Origin of the sequence: Paraflavitalea soli (assembly GCF_003555545.1) — a bacterium.
Classification (GTDB): Bacteria; Bacteroidota; Bacteroidia; order Chitinophagales; family Chitinophagaceae; genus Paraflavitalea; species Paraflavitalea soli.
Genome location: NZ_CP032157.1, coordinates 3,879,896 through 3,902,506, shown reverse-complemented (window position 1 = coordinate 3,902,506; position 22,611 = coordinate 3,879,896). Strand labels below are relative to the sequence as shown.

At 47.3% G+C, this 22,611-nt stretch carries 19 protein-coding genes; 11 read left to right on the top strand and 8 right to left on the bottom strand.

Annotation, left to right across the window (positions count from 1 at the left end):
* Window positions 1-88: 88 nt before the first annotated feature.
* A complete protein-coding gene (locus D3H65_RS14320) occupies window positions 89-910 on the bottom strand; it encodes a glutaminyl-peptide cyclotransferase (protein WP_119050964.1) in 822 nt (273 codons plus the stop codon).
* 449 nt (window positions 911-1,359) lie between these two features.
* Here D3H65_RS14320 and D3H65_RS14315 point away from each other — a divergent pair, with 449 nt between their 5' ends.
* The gene (locus tag D3H65_RS14315; RefSeq protein WP_119050963.1) at window positions 1,360-2,619 is read left to right on the top strand and encodes a M43 family zinc metalloprotease; all 1,260 of its coding nucleotides are present in this window, start codon (window positions 1,360-1,362) and stop codon (window positions 2,617-2,619) included.
* Window positions 2,620-2,790: 171 nt separating this feature from the next.
* Here D3H65_RS14315 and D3H65_RS14310 read toward each other — a convergent pair whose 3' ends face one another.
* Window positions 2,791-3,924, bottom strand: coding sequence for an NAD(P)/FAD-dependent oxidoreductase (locus tag D3H65_RS14310; protein WP_119050962.1), 1,134 nt, complete (start codon window positions 3,922-3,924; stop codon window positions 2,791-2,793).
* 232 nt (window positions 3,925-4,156) lie between these two features.
* Here D3H65_RS14310 and D3H65_RS14305 point away from each other — a divergent pair, with 232 nt between their 5' ends.
* Window positions 4,157-4,876, top strand: a complete 720-nt coding sequence (locus tag D3H65_RS14305; RefSeq protein ID WP_119050961.1) for a DUF4197 domain-containing protein — start codon at window positions 4,157-4,159, stop codon at window positions 4,874-4,876.
* 182 nt (window positions 4,877-5,058) lie between these two features.
* Here the strand turns inward: D3H65_RS14305 and D3H65_RS14300 are convergent, their stop codons facing one another.
* Window positions 5,059-5,787 (bottom strand): LytR/AlgR family response regulator transcription factor, encoded by a 729-nt coding sequence (locus D3H65_RS14300; RefSeq protein WP_119050960.1) that lies wholly within the window; start codon window positions 5,785-5,787, stop codon window positions 5,059-5,061.
* Window positions 5,763-6,773 carry a sensor histidine kinase gene (locus tag D3H65_RS14295; RefSeq protein WP_119050959.1) on the bottom strand — a complete coding sequence of 337 codons (1,011 nt, stop codon included), beginning with the start codon at window positions 6,771-6,773 and terminating at the stop codon, window positions 5,763-5,765. The genes D3H65_RS14300 and D3H65_RS14295 overlap by 25 nt, the downstream gene beginning before the upstream one ends.
* Before the next feature lie 167 nt (window positions 6,774-6,940).
* Between D3H65_RS14295 and D3H65_RS14290 the strand changes: the two genes are divergently transcribed.
* A complete protein-coding gene (locus D3H65_RS14290; protein ID WP_119050958.1) occupies window positions 6,941-8,266 on the top strand; it encodes a hypothetical protein in 1,326 nt (441 codons plus the stop codon).
* A 76-nt stretch (window positions 8,267-8,342) separates the two neighbouring features.
* Here D3H65_RS14290 and lpdA read toward each other — a convergent pair whose 3' ends face one another.
* Window positions 8,343-9,746, bottom strand: coding sequence for a dihydrolipoyl dehydrogenase (lpdA, locus tag D3H65_RS14285; protein WP_119050957.1), 1,404 nt, complete (start codon window positions 9,744-9,746; stop codon window positions 8,343-8,345).
* A gap of 168 nt (window positions 9,747-9,914) precedes the next feature.
* Here lpdA and D3H65_RS14280 point away from each other — a divergent pair, with 168 nt between their 5' ends.
* The 5 genes from D3H65_RS14280 (at window position 9,915) to D3H65_RS14260 (ending at window position 15,216) form a co-directional block, all read left to right on the top strand.
* The gene (locus tag D3H65_RS14280; protein ID WP_119050956.1) at window positions 9,915-11,048 is read left to right on the top strand and encodes a serine hydrolase domain-containing protein; all 1,134 of its coding nucleotides are present in this window, start codon (window positions 9,915-9,917) and stop codon (window positions 11,046-11,048) included.
* 49 nt (window positions 11,049-11,097) lie between these two features.
* The gene (gene bshB1, locus D3H65_RS14275) at window positions 11,098-11,835 is read left to right on the top strand and encodes a bacillithiol biosynthesis deacetylase BshB1 (RefSeq protein ID WP_119050955.1); all 738 of its coding nucleotides are present in this window, start codon (window positions 11,098-11,100) and stop codon (window positions 11,833-11,835) included.
* A 179-nt stretch (window positions 11,836-12,014) separates the two neighbouring features.
* A complete protein-coding gene (locus D3H65_RS14270; RefSeq protein WP_119050954.1) occupies window positions 12,015-13,085 on the top strand; it encodes a fatty acid desaturase family protein in 1,071 nt (356 codons plus the stop codon).
* Between the two features lie 180 nt (window positions 13,086-13,265).
* Entirely contained in the window at window positions 13,266-14,141 is an 876-nt protein-coding gene (locus tag D3H65_RS14265; RefSeq protein ID WP_119050953.1) for a carbon-nitrogen hydrolase, read from the top strand.
* A 28-nt stretch (window positions 14,142-14,169) separates the two neighbouring features.
* The gene (locus tag D3H65_RS14260; protein WP_119050952.1) at window positions 14,170-15,216 is read left to right on the top strand and encodes an agmatine deiminase family protein; all 1,047 of its coding nucleotides are present in this window, start codon (window positions 14,170-14,172) and stop codon (window positions 15,214-15,216) included.
* Window positions 15,217-15,320: 104 nt separating this feature from the next.
* On the opposite strand, the gene D3H65_RS14255 is transcribed toward D3H65_RS14260, so the two are convergent.
* From D3H65_RS14255 to D3H65_RS14245, 3 genes are all read right to left on the bottom strand, one after another.
* A complete protein-coding gene (locus D3H65_RS14255) occupies window positions 15,321-16,199 on the bottom strand; it encodes a DUF2911 domain-containing protein (RefSeq protein ID WP_119050951.1) in 879 nt (292 codons plus the stop codon).
* A 63-nt stretch (window positions 16,200-16,262) separates the two neighbouring features.
* Window positions 16,263-17,876 carry a carboxypeptidase-like regulatory domain-containing protein gene (locus D3H65_RS14250; RefSeq protein ID WP_119050950.1) on the bottom strand — a complete coding sequence of 538 codons (1,614 nt, stop codon included), beginning with the start codon at window positions 17,874-17,876 and terminating at the stop codon, window positions 16,263-16,265.
* A 10-nt stretch (window positions 17,877-17,886) separates the two neighbouring features.
* Window positions 17,887-18,486, bottom strand: coding sequence for an RNA polymerase sigma factor (locus tag D3H65_RS14245; RefSeq protein WP_119050949.1), 600 nt, complete (start codon window positions 18,484-18,486; stop codon window positions 17,887-17,889).
* Window positions 18,487-18,719: 233 nt separating this feature from the next.
* On the opposite strand from D3H65_RS14245, the gene D3H65_RS14240 reads away from it, so the two are divergent.
* The 3 genes from D3H65_RS14240 to D3H65_RS14230 all read left to right on the top strand — a co-directional run bounded on the left by D3H65_RS14240 (window position 18,720) and on the right by D3H65_RS14230 (window position 22,603).
* Window positions 18,720-19,907, top strand: a complete 1,188-nt coding sequence (locus D3H65_RS14240) for a cytochrome-c peroxidase (protein WP_211345685.1) — start codon at window positions 18,720-18,722, stop codon at window positions 19,905-19,907.
* A gap of 179 nt (window positions 19,908-20,086) precedes the next feature.
* Window positions 20,087-21,409 (top strand): prenyltransferase/squalene oxidase repeat-containing protein, encoded by a 1,323-nt coding sequence (locus D3H65_RS14235; RefSeq protein WP_162915627.1) that lies wholly within the window; start codon window positions 20,087-20,089, stop codon window positions 21,407-21,409.
* A 135-nt stretch (window positions 21,410-21,544) separates the two neighbouring features.
* Entirely contained in the window at window positions 21,545-22,603 is a 1,059-nt protein-coding gene (locus D3H65_RS14230) for a carboxypeptidase-like regulatory domain-containing protein (protein WP_119050947.1), read from the top strand.
* Window positions 22,604-22,611: the final 8 nt, after the last annotated feature.

Sequence of the window (22,611 nt, the reverse complement as noted above, 5' to 3'; positions counted from 1 at the left end):
CGACAAGTCCCTTTAGAGTTGGGAAGAAAGACAGGCTTCGACAGCCCTTCGACAGGCTCCAGGGTGACATTGCTCAGCCTGACAGAGGCTATTGTATTTTGATCTCATACAGGAAAGGCCATTTCTTGCCGGTAACATAGAGTTTGCCGGTGGTGCTGTCATAGGCAATGCCATTTAATTCTGCTGCACCGGGATATACGGCTTTTGCTTCCTTGTCGAGGTTGGAAAGGTCCAATTGGCCCAATATCTTTCCGGATACGGGGTCGATCTTAAGAATGTTGGTATCGCCCCATTTGTTGGCATAGATCACACCATTTACATACTCCAGTTCATTGATGTTGCCAACCGGACTGCCGTTGTGAATTACATTGACGGTGTATTTCACGCGCAGGGAATCGGGGTCCAGGAAGTATAGGTTACTGGTGCCATCGCTCATGATGAGGGAAGCACTGTCGTGTGTCAATCCCCAACCTTCGCGGGTAGGCAATTTGAATTCTTTGATGAGTTTGAATGTATTAACATCATATACAAACCCTGCTCCGCTCTGCCAGGTTAACTGATAGAGCTTATCCTTAAATACGGTAATGCCTTCTCCAAAATGTTTGGACTTGTCGAGCTTTGCTTTGGTCACCACTTTTCCCGTTTCCCTGTTTACCACACCAAATTCTGAAGGGTAGGGACTACCATCGTCATTACCGCCTGAACTTTCCAGCAACTGGCCGTTGTGAAACTCGAGCCCTTCGGTGAAATAGGTGGTATCGTGGGGAAGCTTGTTAACCACACTAAAAGGAATAACGGGCGGCGGGGCCTCGTTTCCAGTATTGGGAACATCCGGAGAGGGAGTGTCGTTATTACCACAAGCTGAGGCTATAATGGTGATCGCAAACGCTATGTAGGTGATTTTCTTCATAAAAGACTGTCGTGAAAGCCCCAAAAATACAATTTGAGGCTACACGAAGGGGCATCTGCGGTTGAAAATTTTGGTAAAGTGCTTTGATTTACAGAAAACCTTTGCTTACTTTACAGTAGCTTATCGTCTGAATACCACTCACTACGTACCTCCTTTCCTATTTCTACACATCCGGAGTGGCTCAATGAATAGGTAACTCTGTGGACCAGTTAGTCTTTTTTATCCTTTATTTCGATTTACTGTTGTGTTCCAATATCGTTTGATGTATTGTAATTGACCGGTGCATGGTCATTACATACGGATGCGATCTCATGGCATGTGCTTTATACCTGTTTTATATCCTCCAATCTTCCTATCGGAACAATACCGCCCTCTTGTTAGCAAGCAAGTCCTTATGAAGACGACTTCCACCTCCTATGTAACGGCCACAAAGAAAGAACGTCGTTACCATGAAACATTTTGTACTTGCTTACTTAATGCTGTTGACCTGCCTGGCGGTTACCGCGCAGCGCAACTGCGCTTCTTACGAATACCAGCAACAACAATTACAGGCTGATCCATTATTAGCACAAAAGATGGCAGCGCTGGATGCTTATAGCAAAAGTGATATCATGCTCAATGGCACGGGCTCGCCGATGCCTGCGGTGATCAAAATACCGGTAGTTGTTCATGTGTTGTACAATACGCCCTCTCAAAACATCAGCGACGCGCAGATCAAATCGCAAATAGATGTATTGAATAAAGATTTCCGGAAACTGAACAGTGATACGATCAATGTTCCGGCTGTATTTAAACATCTGGCGGCAGATTGCCTGATAGAATTTGAACTGGCTAAGATCGATCCTTTCGGCAAAGCCACTACGGGCATTACCAGGAAGAGTACCTCGATATTGATGTATGGCCTTGATGACCGTATTAAGTTTTCCAGTAAAGGAGGAGCGGATGCCTGGGATACTGACAATTACCTGAATATATGGGTAGGCAGCCTTGCAGGAGGACTGCTGGGCTATGCCAGTGTGCTTGGTTGCGACAAAGCAGTAGATGGGGTAGCTATTACGCCAGGCGCCTTTGGAACAGTAGGTCCTGTAGGCGCTCCTTACAATAAAGGGCGTACGACTACGCATGAAATTGGTCACTGGCTGGGCCTGCGGCATATATGGGGTGATGCTGCCTGCGGGGATGATCATATAGATGATACGCCGCCCCAACGTGGCGCCACACGCAATTGTCCTACGGGGGTGGTGGTGACCTGCGAAAACAATCCTTATGGCAACATGTACAGTAATTATATGGATTTTACGGATGATGCCTGCCTCAACCTGTTTACCCTGGGGCAACGCAACAAGATGAGAAGCCTGTTTGAACCCGGTGCTGCGCGTTATTCGCTCTTGTCTTCCAAGGCGCTTACAGGCACGCCTGTAACAACGCCACCCACCACCAGACCAATAGAAGAACCTGCTGCTATTGCAGAGATCTCCATCAAAGTATACCCCAATCCGGCTACTACCTTTATTACGATCGATGGCGGAACTGCCGGGGAGCTGACAGGTAAAATAGTCTCAATACGCAATCACCTGGGGCAATTGGTTATGCAGGTTAAGGTCACTAAAGGTAATATGCCGGTCAATATCGGGCATTTACGGGATGGCATGTATTTCCTCCGGGTAGAAGGATCTTCCCAAACGATCAAGGTGTTGAAGACGAAGTAAGAAAATCGCAGTCGGCAGTCGGCAGTCGGCAATCGGCAGTCGGCAGTCGGCAATCTTTGCTTCGAATTGATTGCTTCGATAGCGGATCTCTCCCTGCGGTCGAGATGACAGTTATGCGGTTGAGATGACAGTTATGAGGTTGAGATGACAGTTATGCGGCCGAGATGACAATTATCCCTTCATCATATTAGCGACTTTCTCTCCCACAATGGGAGCCAGGGCTACGCCCATGCCGCTCATTCTTACGGCACAGAAAATATTAGGCGATAGTTCCTGTACGATGGGCATCTTCTCGGATCCCATGCTCATGATACCGCTCCAGCGGTCGGTAATGGCATATTCTTTCCCCGGTAATATATAATGAGCCAGGAAGTGCTCCAGTTCTTTCTGGATGGTGGCCGTGGTGTCCATTGCTGTGGTCCGTTCTTCCTCGAAGGCCTTGTTGCGGGCGCCGCCGAGTAATACACGGTTGCCAATATTGCGGAAATAATAGTACCCTTCATCGTAATGAAAGGTGCCATTGAGTTTTAAACCGTGAATGGTGGAGGTAACCAACACCTGGCCGCGGGCGGGCACAATATCCAGTTTGGGCAACAGCTCTTTGGCAAAAGCATTGGTGCAGATGAGTATCTGGGAGGCTGTAAAACGTAGTTGGTGATTGGTGTACAATACGATCTTGTCGAGTATCTTTTCGAAACGGGTGATCTCTACGCCATTGAATACAATAACGCCCATGGATTGTACCAGTTGCAGTAAGGCCTGGCATAGCTTACCGGAATGTAAATATCCTTCGAGTTTGTTTTCCAACAGGTGAGCAATATGCTGAAAGCCGAATTCACTGATCTTACTATCTGATACTTTGAAGGTCTGGCTGGTTTTAACAGCCCGCTTCAATTTCTTATTCACGCCCGCTACCATTTCTTCCAGGGCCTCCATGCCGGGGTCGCTTTGAGCGGCAATGAGCTCGTAGCCGCCACACAATTCAAAATCTATTTGTTTTTCGTCCAGTACCTTGCGTATACGTTGCAGTCCCTGGTATCGCATGCTAACCAACTCGAGGGTTTTGTCTTCTCCCATCTTGTTGAAGTCTTCCTGTAATTCGGTCACGCTGCCAAAACAGGCAAAGCCGGCATTGCGGGTGCTGGCGCCGGTGGGAATAATACCCCGGTCAACGATGGCAACAGAACACTTAGGATTTTGTTTTTTAATATAATAAGCGCTCCACAATCCTACCAGGCCACTGCCAACAATGATAATATCTTTAGGTGCGTAAAAACTCTCTTTTTCCCAAATGGAGATCTGCATAACGGGATTTTTATAGAATACTGGTACTAAATTTGGAATTATTAACCGCAGGCAGGACTAACAACACATTGGCAGGCACTACAACGTCAAACGATCCTGGTAAAAACCGAGCTTCGGAACTGCTCATTAATTTGCCCACACAGATACGGAAAAAGCAACCAGAATATTGTACGTTTGTGCTTGACATAAAACAAAATTAATCGGTAATCTGTACGCCCTCAAATTATTCCTGATGAAAAAATCGATCTACGCTTTAATCCTCTGCACTTTTTTATTAAACAGCTGTGAAACAGCCCAGCAAATTATTAAAGATTACGGACAAAATACCGGCGCATTGACAAATGCGGATATTGTTTCGGGCTTAAAAGAAGCATTATCGGTAGGTGCGCAGCAGTCTGCCAATCAATTGTCATCACTGGATGGTTTCTTTAAGAATGCAGCCATCAAGATCTTATTGCCCGAAGAAGCGCAGAAAGTAGAAAAAACACTGCGGGATGTAGGATTGGGCAGCTTAGTAGATAAAGCCATTCTTTCCGTAAATCGTGCAGCAGAAGATGCTGCCAAATCAGCTGCCCCCATTTTCATCAATGCGGTGAAGACAATGACTATCCAGGATGCATTGGGTATTCTGAAAGGAGGCGACTTTGCCGCCACTAATTACCTTAAAGGAAAAACAACGGCGCAACTGACGGAGGCATTCCGCCCGATCATCGAACAATCACTCAGCAAAGTCGGGGCTACCAAATACTGGTCGGATGTATTTACGAACTACAACCGTTTTGCTGCCAATAAGATCAATCCCGACCTGAGCGCTTTTGTGACCGGCAAGGCGATGGACGGTATTTTTTACCAGGTAGGCCTGGAAGAGCAAAAGATCCGTAAAGATCCTGTTGCACGTACTACTGAGATATTAAAGAAAGTATTCGGCAGTAAGCAAGCGCAGGGGAGTTAAGGTCGGCAAGCGGCAAGCGGCAATCGGCAGTCGGCAGTCGGCAGTTCCCGCTGTGGCGGGACAAGCTGTGAATCGGCAATCGTTTACTTCGATAACGCCCTTATAACTGATTTTATATTTTTCGTTCCAACTTCAACCAGCAAGACGGCTTTCGTAAGAGGGCCGTTTTTGCATTTTGGGGCTCACTTGCTGATCATCTTCATTAATTCTTCTCTGTGTGTTCTGCTTATGGGCAGGGTATAGGTACCGATGGTAACTTCATAACCCTGGATGCTTTTGATCATGGCAGTAGAGATGATGTAGGATTTATGGATCTTCAGGAACCAGGGGGCGGGCAGACTGTCCTGCATCAGCTTCATGGATGAATAGGTAATGATCTTTTGGGTGAGGGTATGGATAACCACATAGTTTAGCCGGGCTTCAATAAAGAGGATCTCTTCAAAGGCTACTTTTTGCAACTGGCGATTTGTTTTTACAAAAAGATAATGGGCGGGAATAATATTATTGTTGTCTGGGGGCTGCTGCATTGTCAGTGCAAAATATTCCTTTGCCCTGTTCACAGCTTTCAGAAAGCGGGATAATGTAATAGGCTTTAACAGGTAATCCAATACATTCAGGTCATGGCCGGCGATGGCATATTCAGAATAGGCGGTGGTAAAGATCACCTTGGGTGGCCGGACAAGGCTTTTAACGTAATCAACGCCATTGACGCCGGGCATCTGGATATCGAGGAAGAGGAGTTGTATGTTTGTTTGGGAAAGGTGATTGCTCACTTCTGTCACATCTTTGGCCATGCCAACGAGGTGCAGGCAGGGAGCCTGCTGTACCAGCTTTTGCATACCTATTCTGGCAATAGGCTCATCGTCGGCAATAAGACAGGAGATGATCATATTGGTTGTACTGTCAGCCATACCTCATACAGGTCTTTGCTTTTTTTAATGGTCAATGAATGACGATCGGGATAGATCAGTTCAAGCCTTCGTTTCATATTGGTGAGCCCGATGCCCCCGGCTTTTGCCGTTACCCGGTCGTCGTCTCTGGTATTAATACCATGAAAAGTTAACTGATTATTGCTGTAACTCAATGCTCCGCTGATGATGGTGGGGGTGCCTTTGTTGGAAGCATGTTTAAACATGTTCTCAATCAATGGGATGAGTATAAACGGAGCGATGATAAACCCTTGTAAGCTGGCTTCATAGGTAAAGGTTAGCTGGTAGCGTTCGTCCAATCTCATCTGCTGGAGGCCCACATAATGTTGCAGGTAGGCTATTTCTTTTTCGATGGGTACTTTCTCCTGATTGCATTCATAGAGCTGATAACGCAGCATTTCGGAGAAGGAGCTCAGGGTATGTTTGGCCGCCTCTGTGGATTCGTCAATCTGTATATAGACGGTATTGATGGCATTGAACAGAAAATGGGGATTGACCTGGGTTTTCAGGTACATTAACTCTGTAGCTACCCTGATCTTTTCGGCTTCTTCGATCTTCCGCCTGGCCTGGAACCACTCAACAGACAATTTGCCAATAAAACCGGCCAGTGCGCCCAGTAAAGCTATGATGTAGCGGTTGGCCACCAGGTCGCTGTAATTCCAGGAAAAATTGAAGTAAATGGGAACGAGGCGGTAATGCAGGAAATACTGCATGGTGTATACGAACAGCACACCCACCACTAAAACGGTAGTCAGTAATACCGGCAGGAAGAGTATCTTATTCCTGCGGGAAAATAATTGGGGGGTGATGATAGAATAGGTAAGGTAAAAGAGCAGTATTACCTGGCCTACATCAAAAGCAGTAAAGAGGAGGCGGTTGGTAACATTGTCGACATAAAAATACACCACCCGTTGCCAGCTCAGGAAGAACACGATCCAGAATACTGTTTGCAGCACTGCTTTACGCATACTGGTAAAATACAATTTTAAGCAAATTGGCCGCTGTTTTTTTATATGTAATGACCTGTTTACGGGATTAACTGCTGCCAGTTGCAGCAGATATAAATAAGGACAGCTTTGCTATAATAAACTTTTTGGACAAGGCTGTAGTACCAAACTTTGCAGGAAATAATCGTATGAAGTATAGCTTGTTGTTCCTGCTTGTTGGAGTGCCCGGTATGCGGGCGGCAGCGCAGCCACCTGATAGCATGCTGACACGGGTACAAGGGTATTTTGAACTTATCCGGACTGTTTGTGCCACTCCGCAAGCGAAGTTGTGGAATAAGGACCTGGACGGCCCGGTTTTGTTTGTAGAGCCTGCCACGCGCAAGGCTTATGCCAACAGACCCGATACAACAGGTATACTGAGGGCTGCAGGAGGTATTTATACAGGTGTGCTGCCCCTGACTGTTAGTATTGCCAATACGGCTACTACATGGGCAGGTGTTAAATGGACGATGATGTTGTTGCCACTTCCTGCTGATAAAGACCGGGCTGTGACGCTAATGGCGCATGAACTGTTCCATCGTGTGCAGGATGAGCTTGGATTGCCGACGAAAAGCCCGGTTTGCGATCACCTGAATACGAAGGAAGGGCGGATTTATTTCAGGCTGGAACTGGAAGCGCTTAAAGCGGCATTGCGCCAACCGGTGGGCCGGGAGCGTCAGCATCACCTGCAACAGGCTATTTTATTCCGCCAATGGCGCTACCGCTTATTTCCGCCAGCGCAGGCATTGGAAGAGGCCCTGGAGTTCAATGAAGGGCTTGCGGAATTTACCGGGGTATATGTAAGTGGTATTGCCAGGAAAGACACGGGATACCTGTCGGCTATTGTAGATAATGCCACTACCAGTTACCCTTCTTTTGCCCGCTCCTTTGCCTATTTGACGGGTCCTTTGTATGGTATGCTGCTTTCGCAAAAGCAGGCCGATTGGCAACGGGGTATCACAGCAAAAGATAATTTCCCGGACCTGCTGATCAAAAACTACCAGCTGCAGGCGTCGGCTGCTCAATCCGGCGACCCGCAGCAGACAATGCAGCTGGCTGTGACAAAAGCAACGCGGGAATACAGGCCATCTATTCTACAGGAAGAAGAAGTACGGGAACAACAACGGATAGCGAAGCAAGCGGTGTATATGGCCAAACTGGTACAAGGCCCGGTGCTGGAATTGAAGCTTAGTAAAAGCATGCGGTTTTCTTTTAATCCCAATACGCTTTTTCCTCTGGGTGAGGAAGGAACGGTATATCCTACGATGACACTTACCGATGATTGGGGGCGGCTGGTGGTAACGGGAGATGCCCGCATGAAAGACTGGCGATTGTTGTATGTAGCTATGCCTGCGAACACCAATAAGGATAGTAAAGTTATTAAGACCGCGGAATGGGAACTGACGCTCGCAGATGGCTGGCATATAGCGCCCGGGAAAAAGGCAGGAGATCAAATGATAACAAAAACTCAATAATCATAATAAAGGTGCATAATCAAAAAAAGCGATCCCTGGTTGGGGATCGCTTTTGTATTTTGTACTGGTATGTTCCTTACAGGTGTATCGCTTCACCGTAGGCCACTTCGATAGCGTCTTTTACGCTTTCGCTCATGGTCGGGTGGGGGTGAATGCTGTTCAATACTTCGTGGTAGGTAGTTTCCAGTTTGCGGGCCACTACTGTTTCAACGATCACTTCAGTTACGTTGTAACCGATCATGTGGGTACCTAACCATTCGCCGTACTTAGCATCGAAGATCACTTTGGTAAAGCCTTCGGTATGTCCTGCGCCTACGGCCTTGCCGGAAGCACTGAAAGGGAATTTACCCACTTTAACATCATATCCTGCGTCCCTGGCTTGCTTTTCTGTTAAGCCAACTGAAGCAATTTCAGGTGTGCAATAAGTACAACCCGGTACGTTGTTGTAATCCAGGCCTTCTGGCTGGTGGTTGTATTTCTTTTCGTTGTAACCGATGTTCTCTACGCAGATAATACCTTCTTTGGAGGCTACGTGCGCCAGGGCCTGGCCGGGAGCGCAGTCACCAATGGCATAGATACCGGGTACATTGGTCTGATAATATTTGTCCACAGCGATCTTGCCTTTCTCAGTTTTCACACCGAGTTCTTCCAGGCCGATGCCTTCGATATTGGCGGCAACACCTACGGCGCTCAACAGTACGTCGGCTTCGAGGGTGATCTCACCATTGGCAGTTTTTATTTTCGCTTTCACACCGCTTCCGCTGGTATCAACGCTGGTTACTTCTGCATTGGTCAGTACATCGATACCTTTCTTCTTGAAGTTCTTTTCCAGTTCTTTGGAGATATCTTCATCTTCAACAGGAACGATCCTTGGCATGAATTCCACGATGGTTACTTTAGCGCCTAAGCTGCTGTAGAAATAACCAAATTCAACGCCAATGGCGCCACTGCCTACTACGATCATGCTCTTGGGCTGCTGGGGCAACACCATGGCTTCGCGGTAGCCTATTACTTTTTTACCATCCTGCTTCAGGTTGGGCAGTTCGCGACTGCGGCCACCGGTAGCTACGATGATGTGTTTACCTTCTACTACTTGTTTACTGCCATCGGCAGCAGTTACTTCTATCTGGCCTTTGGCTTTAAGTTTACCAAAACCCATCACTACATCGATCTTATTTTTCTTCATCAGGAACTGAACGCCCTTGCTCATTTTATCGGCTGCTCCGCGGCTACGCTTGATAACAGCTGCAAAGTCGGGTGTACCTGAGGCCTCAATACCAAAATCTTTGGAATGGTTGATATAGTCCATAACCTGGGCACTCTTGAGGAGGGCTTTGGTAGGGATACAACCCCAGTTAAGACAGATACCTCCCAGGCTTTCTTTTTCAATAATTGCGGTCTTAAAACCCAGCTGCGAGGCACGGATAGCTGCCACGTATCCACCGGGGCCGCTACCGAGAACTACTACGTCGTATGCCATATGTGATGTACGATTTTAGATTTCAGATTTCTGAATATGAACACTTTATTGCTCAAAAGACCAGCGAAGCTACTCGAAAATGCTAAAAAAGCCAAATGAGCACATTCTATAACAGCAGATGGCATTCAGATGTTTATTCTGTAACTTTCTTCTCAAAGCCCTCGCTTTATGAAAAAGGTTGCCCGTTATTTTCTATATACCATTTTGCTGATCGTTGCTGTTTTTTCGATCTATGCTGTAGCCAGCGGCAGAACCTACCTGTTCAAAGCAGTGTGGTACAACTTTGCAGATATCGATGATTATAAGAAGTTCACCAACAATACGGTAACCACCAATGTGCACCAGCCCTGGGATACCGCCCGGGCTTACAATATCAATATGCCGGATAGCCTGGGGCAAATGATGCAGGAGCTGAAGACGGTGGCGGTGCTGGTGATCAAAAATGATTCCCTGCTGTTTGAACGGTATGATGAGGGATACAATGATTCGTCGTGGTCGGGTTCTTTTTCCGTGGCCAAAAGCATTACCAGCCTGCTGATAGGTGCTGCTATCAAAGAAGGGAAGATCCACTCGGTGCAGGACCCCGTAGGCAACTACCTGCCTGAGTTTGCCACAGGACCCAAAGCGGCTGTCAGGATCATCGACCTACTCACGATGAGCAGCGGCAGTGACTGGGATGAATCGTATAGCAATCCGCTTTCTGTCACCACGCAGGCCTATTATGGCAGTGATATTTATGCCACGGCCACCGGGGTTAATATTGTCCATGCGCCCGGCACGCTCCACAGCTATAAATCCGGTGATACCCAGTTACTTGGACTCGTTGTAGAAAAGGCCACGGGCAAATCGCTCAGTGCTTATGCTGCTGAAAAACTGTGGCATCCATTGGGGGCGGAGCACCCGGCACTCTGGAGCACAGATCATACAGGAGGGCACGAAAAAGCGTATTGCTGCTTTAATTCCAATGCCCGGGATTTTGCCCGGCTGGGACAGCTGATGCTGGACAGCGGCCGCTGGAAAGGCAATGAGATCATAACCCCGGATTATTACCAGGCTTCGATAAAACCTTGTCTTATCAATGATGAAAGCGGCCACCCCTGCGATTATTATGGTTACCAGTGGTGGATCGTTCCCAACCAGCCGGATATATTCTATGCCCGCGGTATCCTGGGGCAGTATATTATCGTGATCCCGCAGAAAAAGCTGGTGGTGGTGCGGCTGGGTAAAAAACGCTCATCCGTTCGCATCAATGGCGCCCCGGCAGAAGTGAACGCTTTAATTCAGTGGGCGCAAACCTTTTAGCTTCTTTTGCGTTTTACTACTTTTGTCGCTTTAATTGCAATAATCAGGTATGAAATTAGACATTCTCGCTATCGGCGTACATCCGGATGATGTAGAGCTGGGCTGTTCCGGAACACTGCTCAATGAGATCAGGCTGGGTAAAAAAGTAGGTATCCTCGACCTTACACAGGGTGAATTGGGTACCCGTGGCACTATCGAAACCCGGTATACAGAGGCGGCAGTGGCTGCCAAAGTATTGGGGGTGCACATGCGGGAAAACCTTAAAATGAGGGATGGTTTTTTTCGCAATGATGAAGCCCACCAGTTACAACTGATCCAGGCGCTCCGCACCTACCAGCCGGAGATCGTAATTGCCAACATCCTCAATGACCGTCACCCCGATCATGGCCGCGCAGGACACCTCATTGCCGACGCCTGCTTTCTTTCAGGGCTTATTAAAATTGAAACAAAGGACGCGAAGGGTGAACCGCAGGCACGCTGGCGCCCGAAGTATGTGTTGCATTATATGCAGGATTGGTTTCATGAACCGGATATCCTGATCGATATCAGCGAGGTGTTTGAACAACGCATGAAATCGATCGAAGCGTACTCCACGCAGTTCTTCCCTGGCGGGGCCGACAATAAAGAGCCACAAACCTATATTTCCTCTCCCGATTTCTTAGACAGTGTCATCGCACGGGCGCGTATGCTGGGCAAACGTATTGGCGTAAAATATGCGGAAGGATTCATCAGCGAAAAGAAGATCGGTATCCGCAACCTGGATGCGCTGGTGCAGGTGGAAACTTAGAAGGAGTTCGTGTCCAGACTCTTAACTCCAGACTACTGACTGTTCATTTGTCGGGGAATTGTCATCAAAGTTAGCGTCTCGCTAAAATTCCCAAATTCGGCACATCAATTGCACAATTTTACGCGTTTATTAGTAGGTTAAACGTAACTTTGCCAACCTTTTATATTAAATAGTCTTTCATGTCAGTGCCTAAGTTTGCAAACGTTCCACATTCTTTTCACGCAGAATTAAAAAAGCGTATCGGTTCTTACTTTGAAGAAGTAGGAAAATCCACCACCGGCGATTACCCCATCTTCATGAAGGCGGTGATCCTGATGGTGACTTTTATGGTGATCTACGTGCACCTGGTATTTTTTACTCCCGGTGTAGTGATGCAAATACTGGAAAGTATTTTGCTGGGTGGGGTAGTAGCTGCCATCGGTTTTAACGTAATGCATGATGGTGCGCACGGCAGTTTCAGCAAATACAAATGGATCAATTCTTTTGCAGCGCTTTCGCTCAATATCCTGGGTGGTAATAATTTCATGTGGAATGTAAAGCACAATGTGATCCACCACGCGTTTACCAACGTAGACGGTGTAGATGATGATATCGACATCCAACCCTGGATGCGCATGAGCACCACGCAGAAAAAGTATCGTTTACACAAGTATCAGCATATCTATTTCTGGTTTCTCTATTCCTTGCTGTATATCTTCTGGATATTCGTACTGGATTACCAGAAGTACTTCAAAAGCAAGATCGGTAGCATGCCCCTGAAGAAAATGAAACTGTCTGATCACCTCGTGTTCTGGGGTTTCAAAGTGTTCCATCTGTTCCTTTTTGTGGGTCTGCCTATCTACATGGTAGGTTTCACCTCCTGGCTTATCAGCTTTTTGATCTTCACGCTCGTTGCCGGCCTGGTACTGAGCCTGGTGTTCCAATTGGCGCATACGGTAGAGCATACCGCTTTCCCCATGCCCCATGAGACAACCGGTAAAATGGAAGACGAATGGGCTGTACACCAGATCAAGACCACGGCCAACTTTGCTACCAACAATAAACTGGTAAGCTGGCTGGTAGGCGGATTGAATTTCCAGATCGAGCACCACCTGTTTCCCAAAATTTCACATATCCATTACCCTGCCATCAGTAAGATCATCCGGCAGGCATGCCAGGAATATGGCATCGTGTACATCGAATACCCACGGGTACGGTACGCCGTTGCTTCGCACGTGGCTTTCCTGAAGCAGATGGGTAGGGCAGCGTAAGGGAAGAATACAGGAGACAAAATATTGGGGTCCGTAAGTAAATACTACTTACGGACCTTTTTTTGGGCTATAAACAGCTTGTTTCCTGTACAGGTTTTCAGGCGCAACTATTAACCCTCATTTTACGTCTTGTTCCCGGCTAATAAACTATTTTTGCACTTCATTTTTAACGGAGCTAACATGTCAACAGTAAAAGTAGGATTGGTGCAAATGAGTTGCACCGCAAACAAGGAAGAGAACCTGCAAAAGGCGATCGAAAAAGTAAAGGAAGCGGCCGCCAAAGGTGCGCAGATCGTGTGCCTGCAGGAATTGTTTACATCACTCTATTTCTGTGATGTGGAAGATTATGACAACTTCAAACTGGCTGAGCCCATTCCAGGCCCTTCTACCGAAGCGCTGGGTAAAGTGGCAGCAGAAGCCGGGGTGGTGATCATTGCTTCATTATTTGAAAAAAGAACGCAGGGTATTTACCACAATACAACCGCTGTGCTGGATGCCGATGGCAGCTACCTCGGCAAATACCGCAAGATGCATATTCCCGATGATCCGGCTTATTACGAGAAGTTTTACTTCACACCCGGTGATCTCGGTTACAAAGTATTCAAAACTAAGTTTGCCACTTTTGGGGTGCTGATCTGTTGGGATCAATGGTATCCTGAAGCAGCCCGTATTACTTCATTGATGGGTGCCGAGATACTGTTCTATCCTACAGCTATTGGCTGGGCCACGGCGCAGGATGAAGCTACCAATACAGAGCAATACAATGCCTGGCAAACCATTCAGCGCAGTCATGCGGTGGCCAACGGGGTACACGTAGTGAGTGTGAACAGGGTGGGCCTGGAACAAAATGGCGCTATGAAATTCTGGGGAGGTTCTTTTGTGTCCAATCCATTTGGCACATTGCTGTACAAGGCATCACACGACCAGGAAGAAGTAACCGTACTGGAACTGGATCTGGCAAAAACAGATCGTTACCGCACGCACTGGCCTTTCTTGCGCGACCGTCGTATCGACTCTTACCAGTCGATCACTAAACGGTTTATTGACGAGGACTAATCTATTCAGAACTGATATTAAACTTGTAATGGAATCAACTACGCCTAAAAGCTTAGGTTATTATTTCCCCGCAGAATTTGCACCGCATGTAGCTACCTGGCTTAGCTGGCCACATAAGGAAGCAAGCTGGCCGGGGAAAATCGATGCTATTTATCCCTATTACAGCTTATTCATCCGGGAACTGGCACTCAGTGAAAAGGTACGCATTAATGTGGCCGATGAAGCGATGCAGGCATTCGCGCTTAAATACATCCGCGAAGCCGGCGCCGATCTGAGCCAGGTGGAGTTTTATATCCATCCCACGAATGATGCCTGGTGCAGGGACCATGGTCCGGCGTTTTTGATCAATCCGAAAGCTGATATAAAGAAGGTGATTGTGGACTGGGGTTATAATGCCTGGGGTAATAAGTATCCGCCATTCGACCTGGATGATGTGATCCCTACCTTGATCGGTAAAGCATTTAACTTGCCGGTATATCATCCCGGTATTGTGATGGAAGGCGGCTCGGTAGAATTCAATGGTAAAGGCACGCTCCTTACCTCAACGGCCTGCCTGCTCAATCCCAACCGCAATCCACACCTGAACCAGCAGCAGATAGAAGAATACCTGGTCAATTATTACGGTGTTGAACAAATACTATGGGTAGATGAAGGCATTATTGGTGATGATACGGATGGCCATATTGATGATACCGTTCGGTTTGTAAATGAAGACACTGTATTGACAGTAATAGAAGACAATAAGCAGGATGAGAACTACGACCTGCTGCAGCATAACCTGAAACAGTTGAAGGGCATGCGCCTGTTGAATGGCAAGCAACTGAACATTGTGGAGTTGCCCATGCCTGATGCGGTGGTGTATGATGACCAGCGCTTACCGGCCTCCTATGCCAATTTCTATATTGCGAATAAATCGGTGATCGTGCCTACTTTCCAATGTGATAAGGATGATAAGGCTTTACAGATCATCCAGGAATGTTTTCCTGACCGTAAAGTGGTGGGGATTGACTCTACGGAGATCATCTGGGGCCTTGGCAGCTTCCATTGCCTGAGCCAGCAGGAGCCGGCGGAGTAAGAATACAGAATACAGAACAAGAAGTATTCATTCAATATAAAAAGAGAAGTCCGTAAGTGTTGATCTACTTACGGACTTTGTATTTTACCAGACTTCCGGACTTCTTATCCCTTGGCTGGCGCCTTGGGAGGAGCGGGAGCTGTCAATTTAGCGATCAGCTTCTTGTTCAGTGCCACGTAATCATCGTTCTTAGCCTCTGTGGCCAGTTCAATGGATTTTTTGGCGCTGGCGATGGCGTCGGTCTTTTTGCCCAGCTTAGCCTCGCAATTGGCCTTTTGGTGCAATACCCAGAAAGCTTTAGGGTTCTGGTCTGCCGCTTTGGTAAACCATTCGAGGGCCTTATTCAGGTCTTTACCATTTTCCAGGTAATAGAGCGCTGCATTGAAGTAAGGCTTCTTGGCTTCGTCGCCTGAGCCATTGATCTGCTCGTCGATCTGTGCCATGATCCTGGTGTCGACGTCGGTCTTGATCGGCAGCTTTACCACTGTCTTATCCCATTGCAACTGCAATTCGCAGGAGCTGGATTTTACATTCACAAATTGCATGGTGAAAGATTCAGCAGCAGTACTTACCAAAACGGGCTTTACTTTTACCCTTACTACATCATTCTCCTGCTTGTAAGCTGCGGGAGAAGTAATGTCCAGTTGTTTGGTAATGATAAATGTCCAGCTGCCGGCTTCGGGAATGCTTACGAGACCATATTTCCCGGCGGGTACTTTGGTGCCACCAATGATTACCTCATCACCAAAGGTGAGGGTAGTAGCCTGGTTGGCTCCGGTACGCCATACCTTTCCATAAGGAACCAGATCGCCCATGATCTTACGGCCTTTCATAACAGGGCGGGAATAGGACAATTCAATGTTGGCCAGTCCAAAGTCTTGTTTAATGTTTTGTGTAGGAGAAGGCGCCGGGGTTTTTAACTGTGCATGACCGGCATACGCTGTAATGAGCGTGATAGCTAATACGTTGATGATTTTGCGCATGGCAATTAATTTTCGCAAAGGTAACCGATAATACCAGTGAAGAAAGTTTAGTTATACAAAAGGTTAGAATTGTACCTGTACAGTAGCTTTTGCCTTGCGGCCCCGGGTGAGTTTCCAGGAAGGACCGGCCTTGATAAGGCGGATGGCTTCCTCATCATATACTTTGCCCAGGGATTGCTCTATCTTGAAATCAGACAAGGTTCCTTTTTTAGTCACCTGGAAGGAAACTACTACGGTGCCTGTTGCTTCGGGCGTACCGGCAGGGAGCCTTTTGTTCTTTTCCAGGTATTGCTGGTATTTCAGCCAGCCATATTGGGGCTGTACAGCAGCCGCAGCCAGATCTACATCGACGCGGCTAAGAGAAACAGCCTTTGCCCTATCATCTGAATCCTTTCCTTCTACGGCTATACCTTGTACCGTGCCCTTTAGGGCATCGTTTAACTGCGGATTAGGTGCTTTTACGCCCAGTTGGTTAAGCGCAATATTGTTATCGGTATTATTTTGTAACTGTAAGTTCTGTGAGTAATAGCCGGTATAGCCAACGGCCACATTCACTACAGAATCTTTGACAGGTATTTTGAATAGCCCTTGCTGATCGGTATAGAAAACCTTGTTATTGTTGTCTACCCGCAGTAGGGCATTGGACAACGGGTTGTTGGCCTGATCAGTTACCTTGCCACTGATAAAGCCACTCAGTAAGGCGTCGGGGTTCTTTTTAGCCTGCCTTTCAGACAATTCCTTGCGCGACCGGTTCATTTCCTGCTCACGCGGCTTGGTGTAGAATCCCAATCCAGTGGTATCCCTGGCAGTTTTGGCGATGACGATCTGCTCATAATCAACCACCTTATTTTTAATGGCTTTGTCCAGGCTATTGCTGTAGTTATAAACCTTACTGGCATTGTTATCGGAAAGCTTGTTATTATTGGTAACAATGGCATTGTCCTTTTTTAGCTGACGAAGCGCCATATTCAGCCTGGTGCTATCTATTTTGCTTTCCGATAAGCTGTAGTTGCTAGTCACCTTGTCCATTGCGCTTGCATTTGCCTTCCAGGAACTGGTACTATCGGGTGTAAAGGCGTACTGCTTCTTTACCACGATGGGCGCCTTCTTTGTTAGTTTATAGTCCGGCGATGGAATCGCTTTTTCTTCCTTCTGCGTTAGACTATTATTGGTATTCGATTCCGGTGCCACAGCCGAGCCGTCGGCCAGGATGTTGCTATCAGCTGCTGCCGGAGCTGCCGTTTCAGGTACTGTTGCCGAAGCTGCAGGCGGGGTAGTGTTCCTGTATGATTCCTGCTTGGCTACGACCAGCTGGTGGTCTATTGCAGATACATTTTTTTCCTGTAGGAAATAATTATACCCCCACAAACTACCGGTCACCACCACTACTGCCGCTGCGGCTACCTGCCACCAGCGGAAAGCGATCACCGGCGCCGCCTTTGATTCTTTGCGCGTCCTTTCATCGAGTTGTTGGCGTAGGTCCTGCAGATGCGTATCTATGAGGGAGCTGCTGTGTTGCGTGAGTGTTTGCTGCATGCCTTCCATGGCATCAGCCAGGAATGGGTCATCCAGCGCGGCCTGTTCCAGGGCATGCATCTCAGCAGGCAACATCTTGCCATCCAGGTATCGTTGGATATCTGCTGCTGAATACTGTGTTATATGGTCGGTGCCGGGCATGAATGAACGACTAACTTTTTATTTTTATCAACTTATCGACTTCTTCTGTTTTTTCCATACAAATTTTCAGGTTTCTTCGTCCATTTTGTATGTAACTGCGCACTTTATTCCAATCCAACCCTGTTATATCTGCAATTTCTTTGTAACATTTATTTTGCAGGTAAAACAGCTCCACACTCACTTTTTGTTCTGCTGACAGGGTTTCCAGGCAGCGCTCCATTTTCTGGAGATTTTCCTCCTTCAGCATTACACCATTCAGATGCGTTTCTTCCCCGGATTGCATACTGTCGGGGTTAAATTCAGTGGTTTTCAGATTTTTGGGTGTTCTGAGCTGCATCAGGCAGTAATTCTTGGCCAGGGTGTACAGCCAGCTCTTGAAATTGTCTACCTGGTGTTTGGGCAACTTCTGTACCAGCTCCTCAAATACCTGCATAACAGCATCTTTGGCAGTCTCCGGCTCTTTCAGGTACTTGAGGCATACGCCATACAAAAGGTCCATATAACGTTGAAACAGAATGGCCAACACTTCCAGATCACCGGAAGATTTAAATAGGTCTACCAGGTCTTTGTCTGGCAGGGCATTGTCGTGTATGTTTTTAAGGAAGGCCACTGGCTGATAAAATTAGTAAAAGATACTTTAACGGAATGTGTAAATATCAGGAACCCAAAATGCTGGGTTTCAGGAGCTAGGACTGTCTTTTCCGGGGCAATGCGTGAAGGGGGTGACCGGGGCAGGTGACGCCGTTTTTGACAAGGCATAAGGGTATATTGTTCAAGGCGTGTTTATACATAGCAGGTTATACTCCTGCAAACCATTTTGTAAACATAATAGCCGCTTGAAAAATGAAAACCAGGATTCTTTTATTCATCATGGCTGGTATTGCCCTGATGGTCTTTATTGTAGAATCGTGCAGCAAGCCGATCGATGACCCGGGAAAAAACGACCCGCCAGGTAATGGCGAAGGTCCCAGCCTGCCTGCTACGCCTTACGACTATGTAAACGGAACGGCCGGCATGCCTGTTTACCTCCGGAATTACCTCGACAACCATCCCGGCGTAGACAATATGCCCGCAGGCAATGCGGTTACCAACCATGGCGCTACGCTGGGGCGGGTGCTTTTTTACGACAAGTCGCTTTCTGCCAACAATACTATTTCCTGCGCTTCCTGTCATCACCAGGACAAAGCGTTTACGGATGGGGAAGCTTTTTCCAAAGGGTTTGCGGGTGGCCTCACCAGGAGAAACTCGATGCCGGTCGTGAACCTCCGGTTCTTTAAAGCCAAAAAAATGTTCTGGAACCTGCGGGCAGCCGACCTGGAAACGCAGGTATTGATGCCCATACAAGACCATATTGAAATGGGCATACCTTCTTTGGGAGCACTGGAGACCAAACTACGAGGCATTACTTATTATCCTGCGCTGTTCAACGCTGCTTTTGGAACTACGGATATCAATTCGGACAGGATATCCCAAGCGCTGGCGCAATTTCTTCGCTCGATCACTTCTTTCAATTCAAAGTATGATCAGGGGCTTGCTACCAACCTGGCCAATTTCACAGCCCAGGAGAAGGCCGGGCTGGTAGTATTGCAGCGATTAAATTGTGTGGAGTGCCATAGCGATCTCTCCACGGTATTTCCGCGTCAGAACCCTACTTTCTTTATTGCCGACAATTCAGGGGAAAATACAGGCAATGGCTCCAACAATGCACTGGATGAAAATTATGCAGATAAAGGCATTGGTGAATTGACGGGCCTTGCCAAAGACCAGGGCACTTTCAAGATCCCCACGTTAAGGAATATCGATCTCACGGCTCCCTATATGCATGATGGCAGGTTTAAAACGCTGGAAGAAGTAATGGAGCATTACAGGGTAGGAGCGAAAGCGCATCCCAATAGGGGTATCCAGATTCCCAACGGTGGTTATAAGGGTTCTTTGACGGAAACGGATAAGGCCAATGCGATTGCTTTCCTGAAAACGCTGACAGATCAAAGCCTGTTTATAGACCCTAAATTCTCCAACCCATTTCAATAATTATCTGCTTGTTATGGGGAGTAGTAAGATTACGTACTTATAAATTTAACAAAAGATATTAACGGCAAATTGTGTAAACAGTAAGGTGGCCACATCTCAGGGTTTTACAGGCGGGCGTTCCCACTACATGGAAATGTCCGCCGGTAAAACATTTTTCCTTCACCAAATACATCGTGGCCATGACACAACAATCCAAGCCAATGGTGCTCCTGTTATTGTGTACGGTAGTCGTATGCATTGCTCTCGTAGCTTTTGTTCCCCGTTATGAAAATAACAAGCCAATCAAACCGGTGGTAGCCTGTGCTACGCCTGAAAAAGCCTGTGTGTTCCTGACGCTTACCGGGCTTGCCCCCTTCGATACGAGCCAAGTAATGGTTAATAGTAAACTGATAGATGCTTCCCTGCGCAGCGGGCTCAGCTGGCTGATGCAGGCGCAACAACAAAATGGAGGTTGGGGCGCCGGTACACATGCGCGGCAGAATGAGTTTGATCCACATGCCGTAGAAGCCGACCCTGCTACCACTGCCCTCGTGGGCATGGCTTTATTGCGTACCGATGAAAAGCCCTTTGATGGCAGTCATGCGGCGCAGTTGAAGAAAGCGGTTACGTTCCTGTTAAACGCAGTTGATAATACGCCTGCTCAAATGGTGAACATCACTACCCTCACCAACACACAACCGCAAACCAAGCTGGGAAAAAATATTGATGTGATCCTCACGGCGCAGTTCTTCAGCAATGCGCTTCACTACATGGGTAAGAATAATTCGCTAAAAGACCAGGTAAGCAATGCCCTGCAAAAATGTGTGGGGAAGATACAGCAGGCGCAGGATAACGATGGCGGTTGGAAAGATGGTGGCTGGGCGCCTGTACTTCAATCGGCGTTGGCCAACAATGCACTGGAAGGAGCCAGAGATATGGGCGCCAAAGTAGATGATAAAGTATTGGACAGATCCAGGAGCTACCAGAAGCAGAATTATGATGTGAAGACCAATTCAGCAGTAACAGGTAAAGCAGCTGGCGTAATGTTGTATTCCGTGAGCAGTTCTGCCAGGGCGAGCGCCCAAGAATCAAGGGTAGCAAAAGAAACGATAGACAAAGCCAAAAAAGAAGGCACGCTGGATCAGCAAGCAGAAGTGAATGAAACCAACCTGGAAAAAGCCGGCCTCAGTAAAACAGAAGCACAGAAGTACGCTACGGCCTATAAGATACGCGGCGCGGCAGCTTCCAAGGCGCAGGAAAATAATGTAATGACAGGCTTTGGTAATAATGGAGGAGAAGAATTCCTGAGCTACCTCATGACAGGTGAATCATTGATCATTGGAGATAACAATGATTGGAAGAGCTGGTATGAAAAAATGAGTGGCCGCCTGGTACAGATTCAGAATGGCGATGGCAGCTGGAATGGTCACCATTGCATTACCAGTCCTGTTTTTTGTACCGCTACCTGTTTACTGATCTTGTCTATTGACAAGGATATAGAATTCCTGATCAAAACGAAGTAGAGAAGCAAGAAGGTGTTAGGTATTAGGCGTTAGGTATTAGCTAAAACCTAACGCCTAATAGCTAATTCCTAACGTCTCTCACCTCGTTTATGCAATTTCCTTCTTCCCCGCATCTATACATAAAACCTCCTGTTTATGGCTACACCTGTACACCTGAACATCCCCGACCCCTGTCATGAAAACTGGCAACAAATGACGCCCAATGAACAAGGCCGTCATTGTATGTCCTGCCAGAAAACGGTAGTCGATTTCACCCTCATGAGTGACCAGCAAATACTCGATCATATTTCCCGTGCCACGACTTCGGTCTGTGGCCGTTTTAATAATGATCAGTTGGATAAAACCTATGCGGAGAAGAAAGTCAGGCCTGCGTTCTCTTTCCGCTATGCCTGGAATATGGTGGTCGCTACCTTTCTGTTGACTGGCAATGCAGCAGTAGCACAAACCAGGAAAAGCGATCCGCCAAAGGAAATTGTGCGGGGAGGAAATAATACGGATAAGGATAAAGACATCGTTTTTGGTGGCGTTGCTGCTGTGATTATCCCGGATAGGCGGATCTCCGGAGAGATACTGGATGACAGTACGGGCCAGCCGGTGAGTTTTGCTTCCATAAAGGTAAAGGGAGCTAAGTCCGGGATATCTGCTGATGGATCGGGCAGCTTTAACCTGGTGGCGCCGGGTAAAAAGGGCAAAGTTATATTGGTGATTAGCGCTATAGGATATGAGACCAATGAGTACGAATTACCTGTAAATAACGGCAACTTGTATAAGATCATGGTGAAGCCTGAGGCGCAAACGCTAAAGCCTGTAGAAGTAAGATCTTATTCACGTGTGTGTCGCACAGATAGGGTTGGGGGACTGCGGATCACTACCCGCGTAACCAAACTTGAGAGAGTAAAACGGGAGATCAACGAATGGCTGCCCACTAAAAAAGATGTACGCATCTATCCCAATCCGGTAGCGCCTGGCAGTGCTTTTAACATTAGTTTGAACCTGGATCAAACCGGCGAATATAAAATGGAGCTGATCGATGCTGCCGGCCGGCTGGTACATATACAGGCCTTGCAGGTGGAGCAAAAATCGCAATTAGTTAATGTGCCTACGCAATCCACCTGGAGCAGGGGAGTGTATTGGTTGCGCCTCTCAAAGGTGGGGGAGAAGAAGGTATACCAGGCTAAAGTGTTATTGCAGTAAAGAGGCGC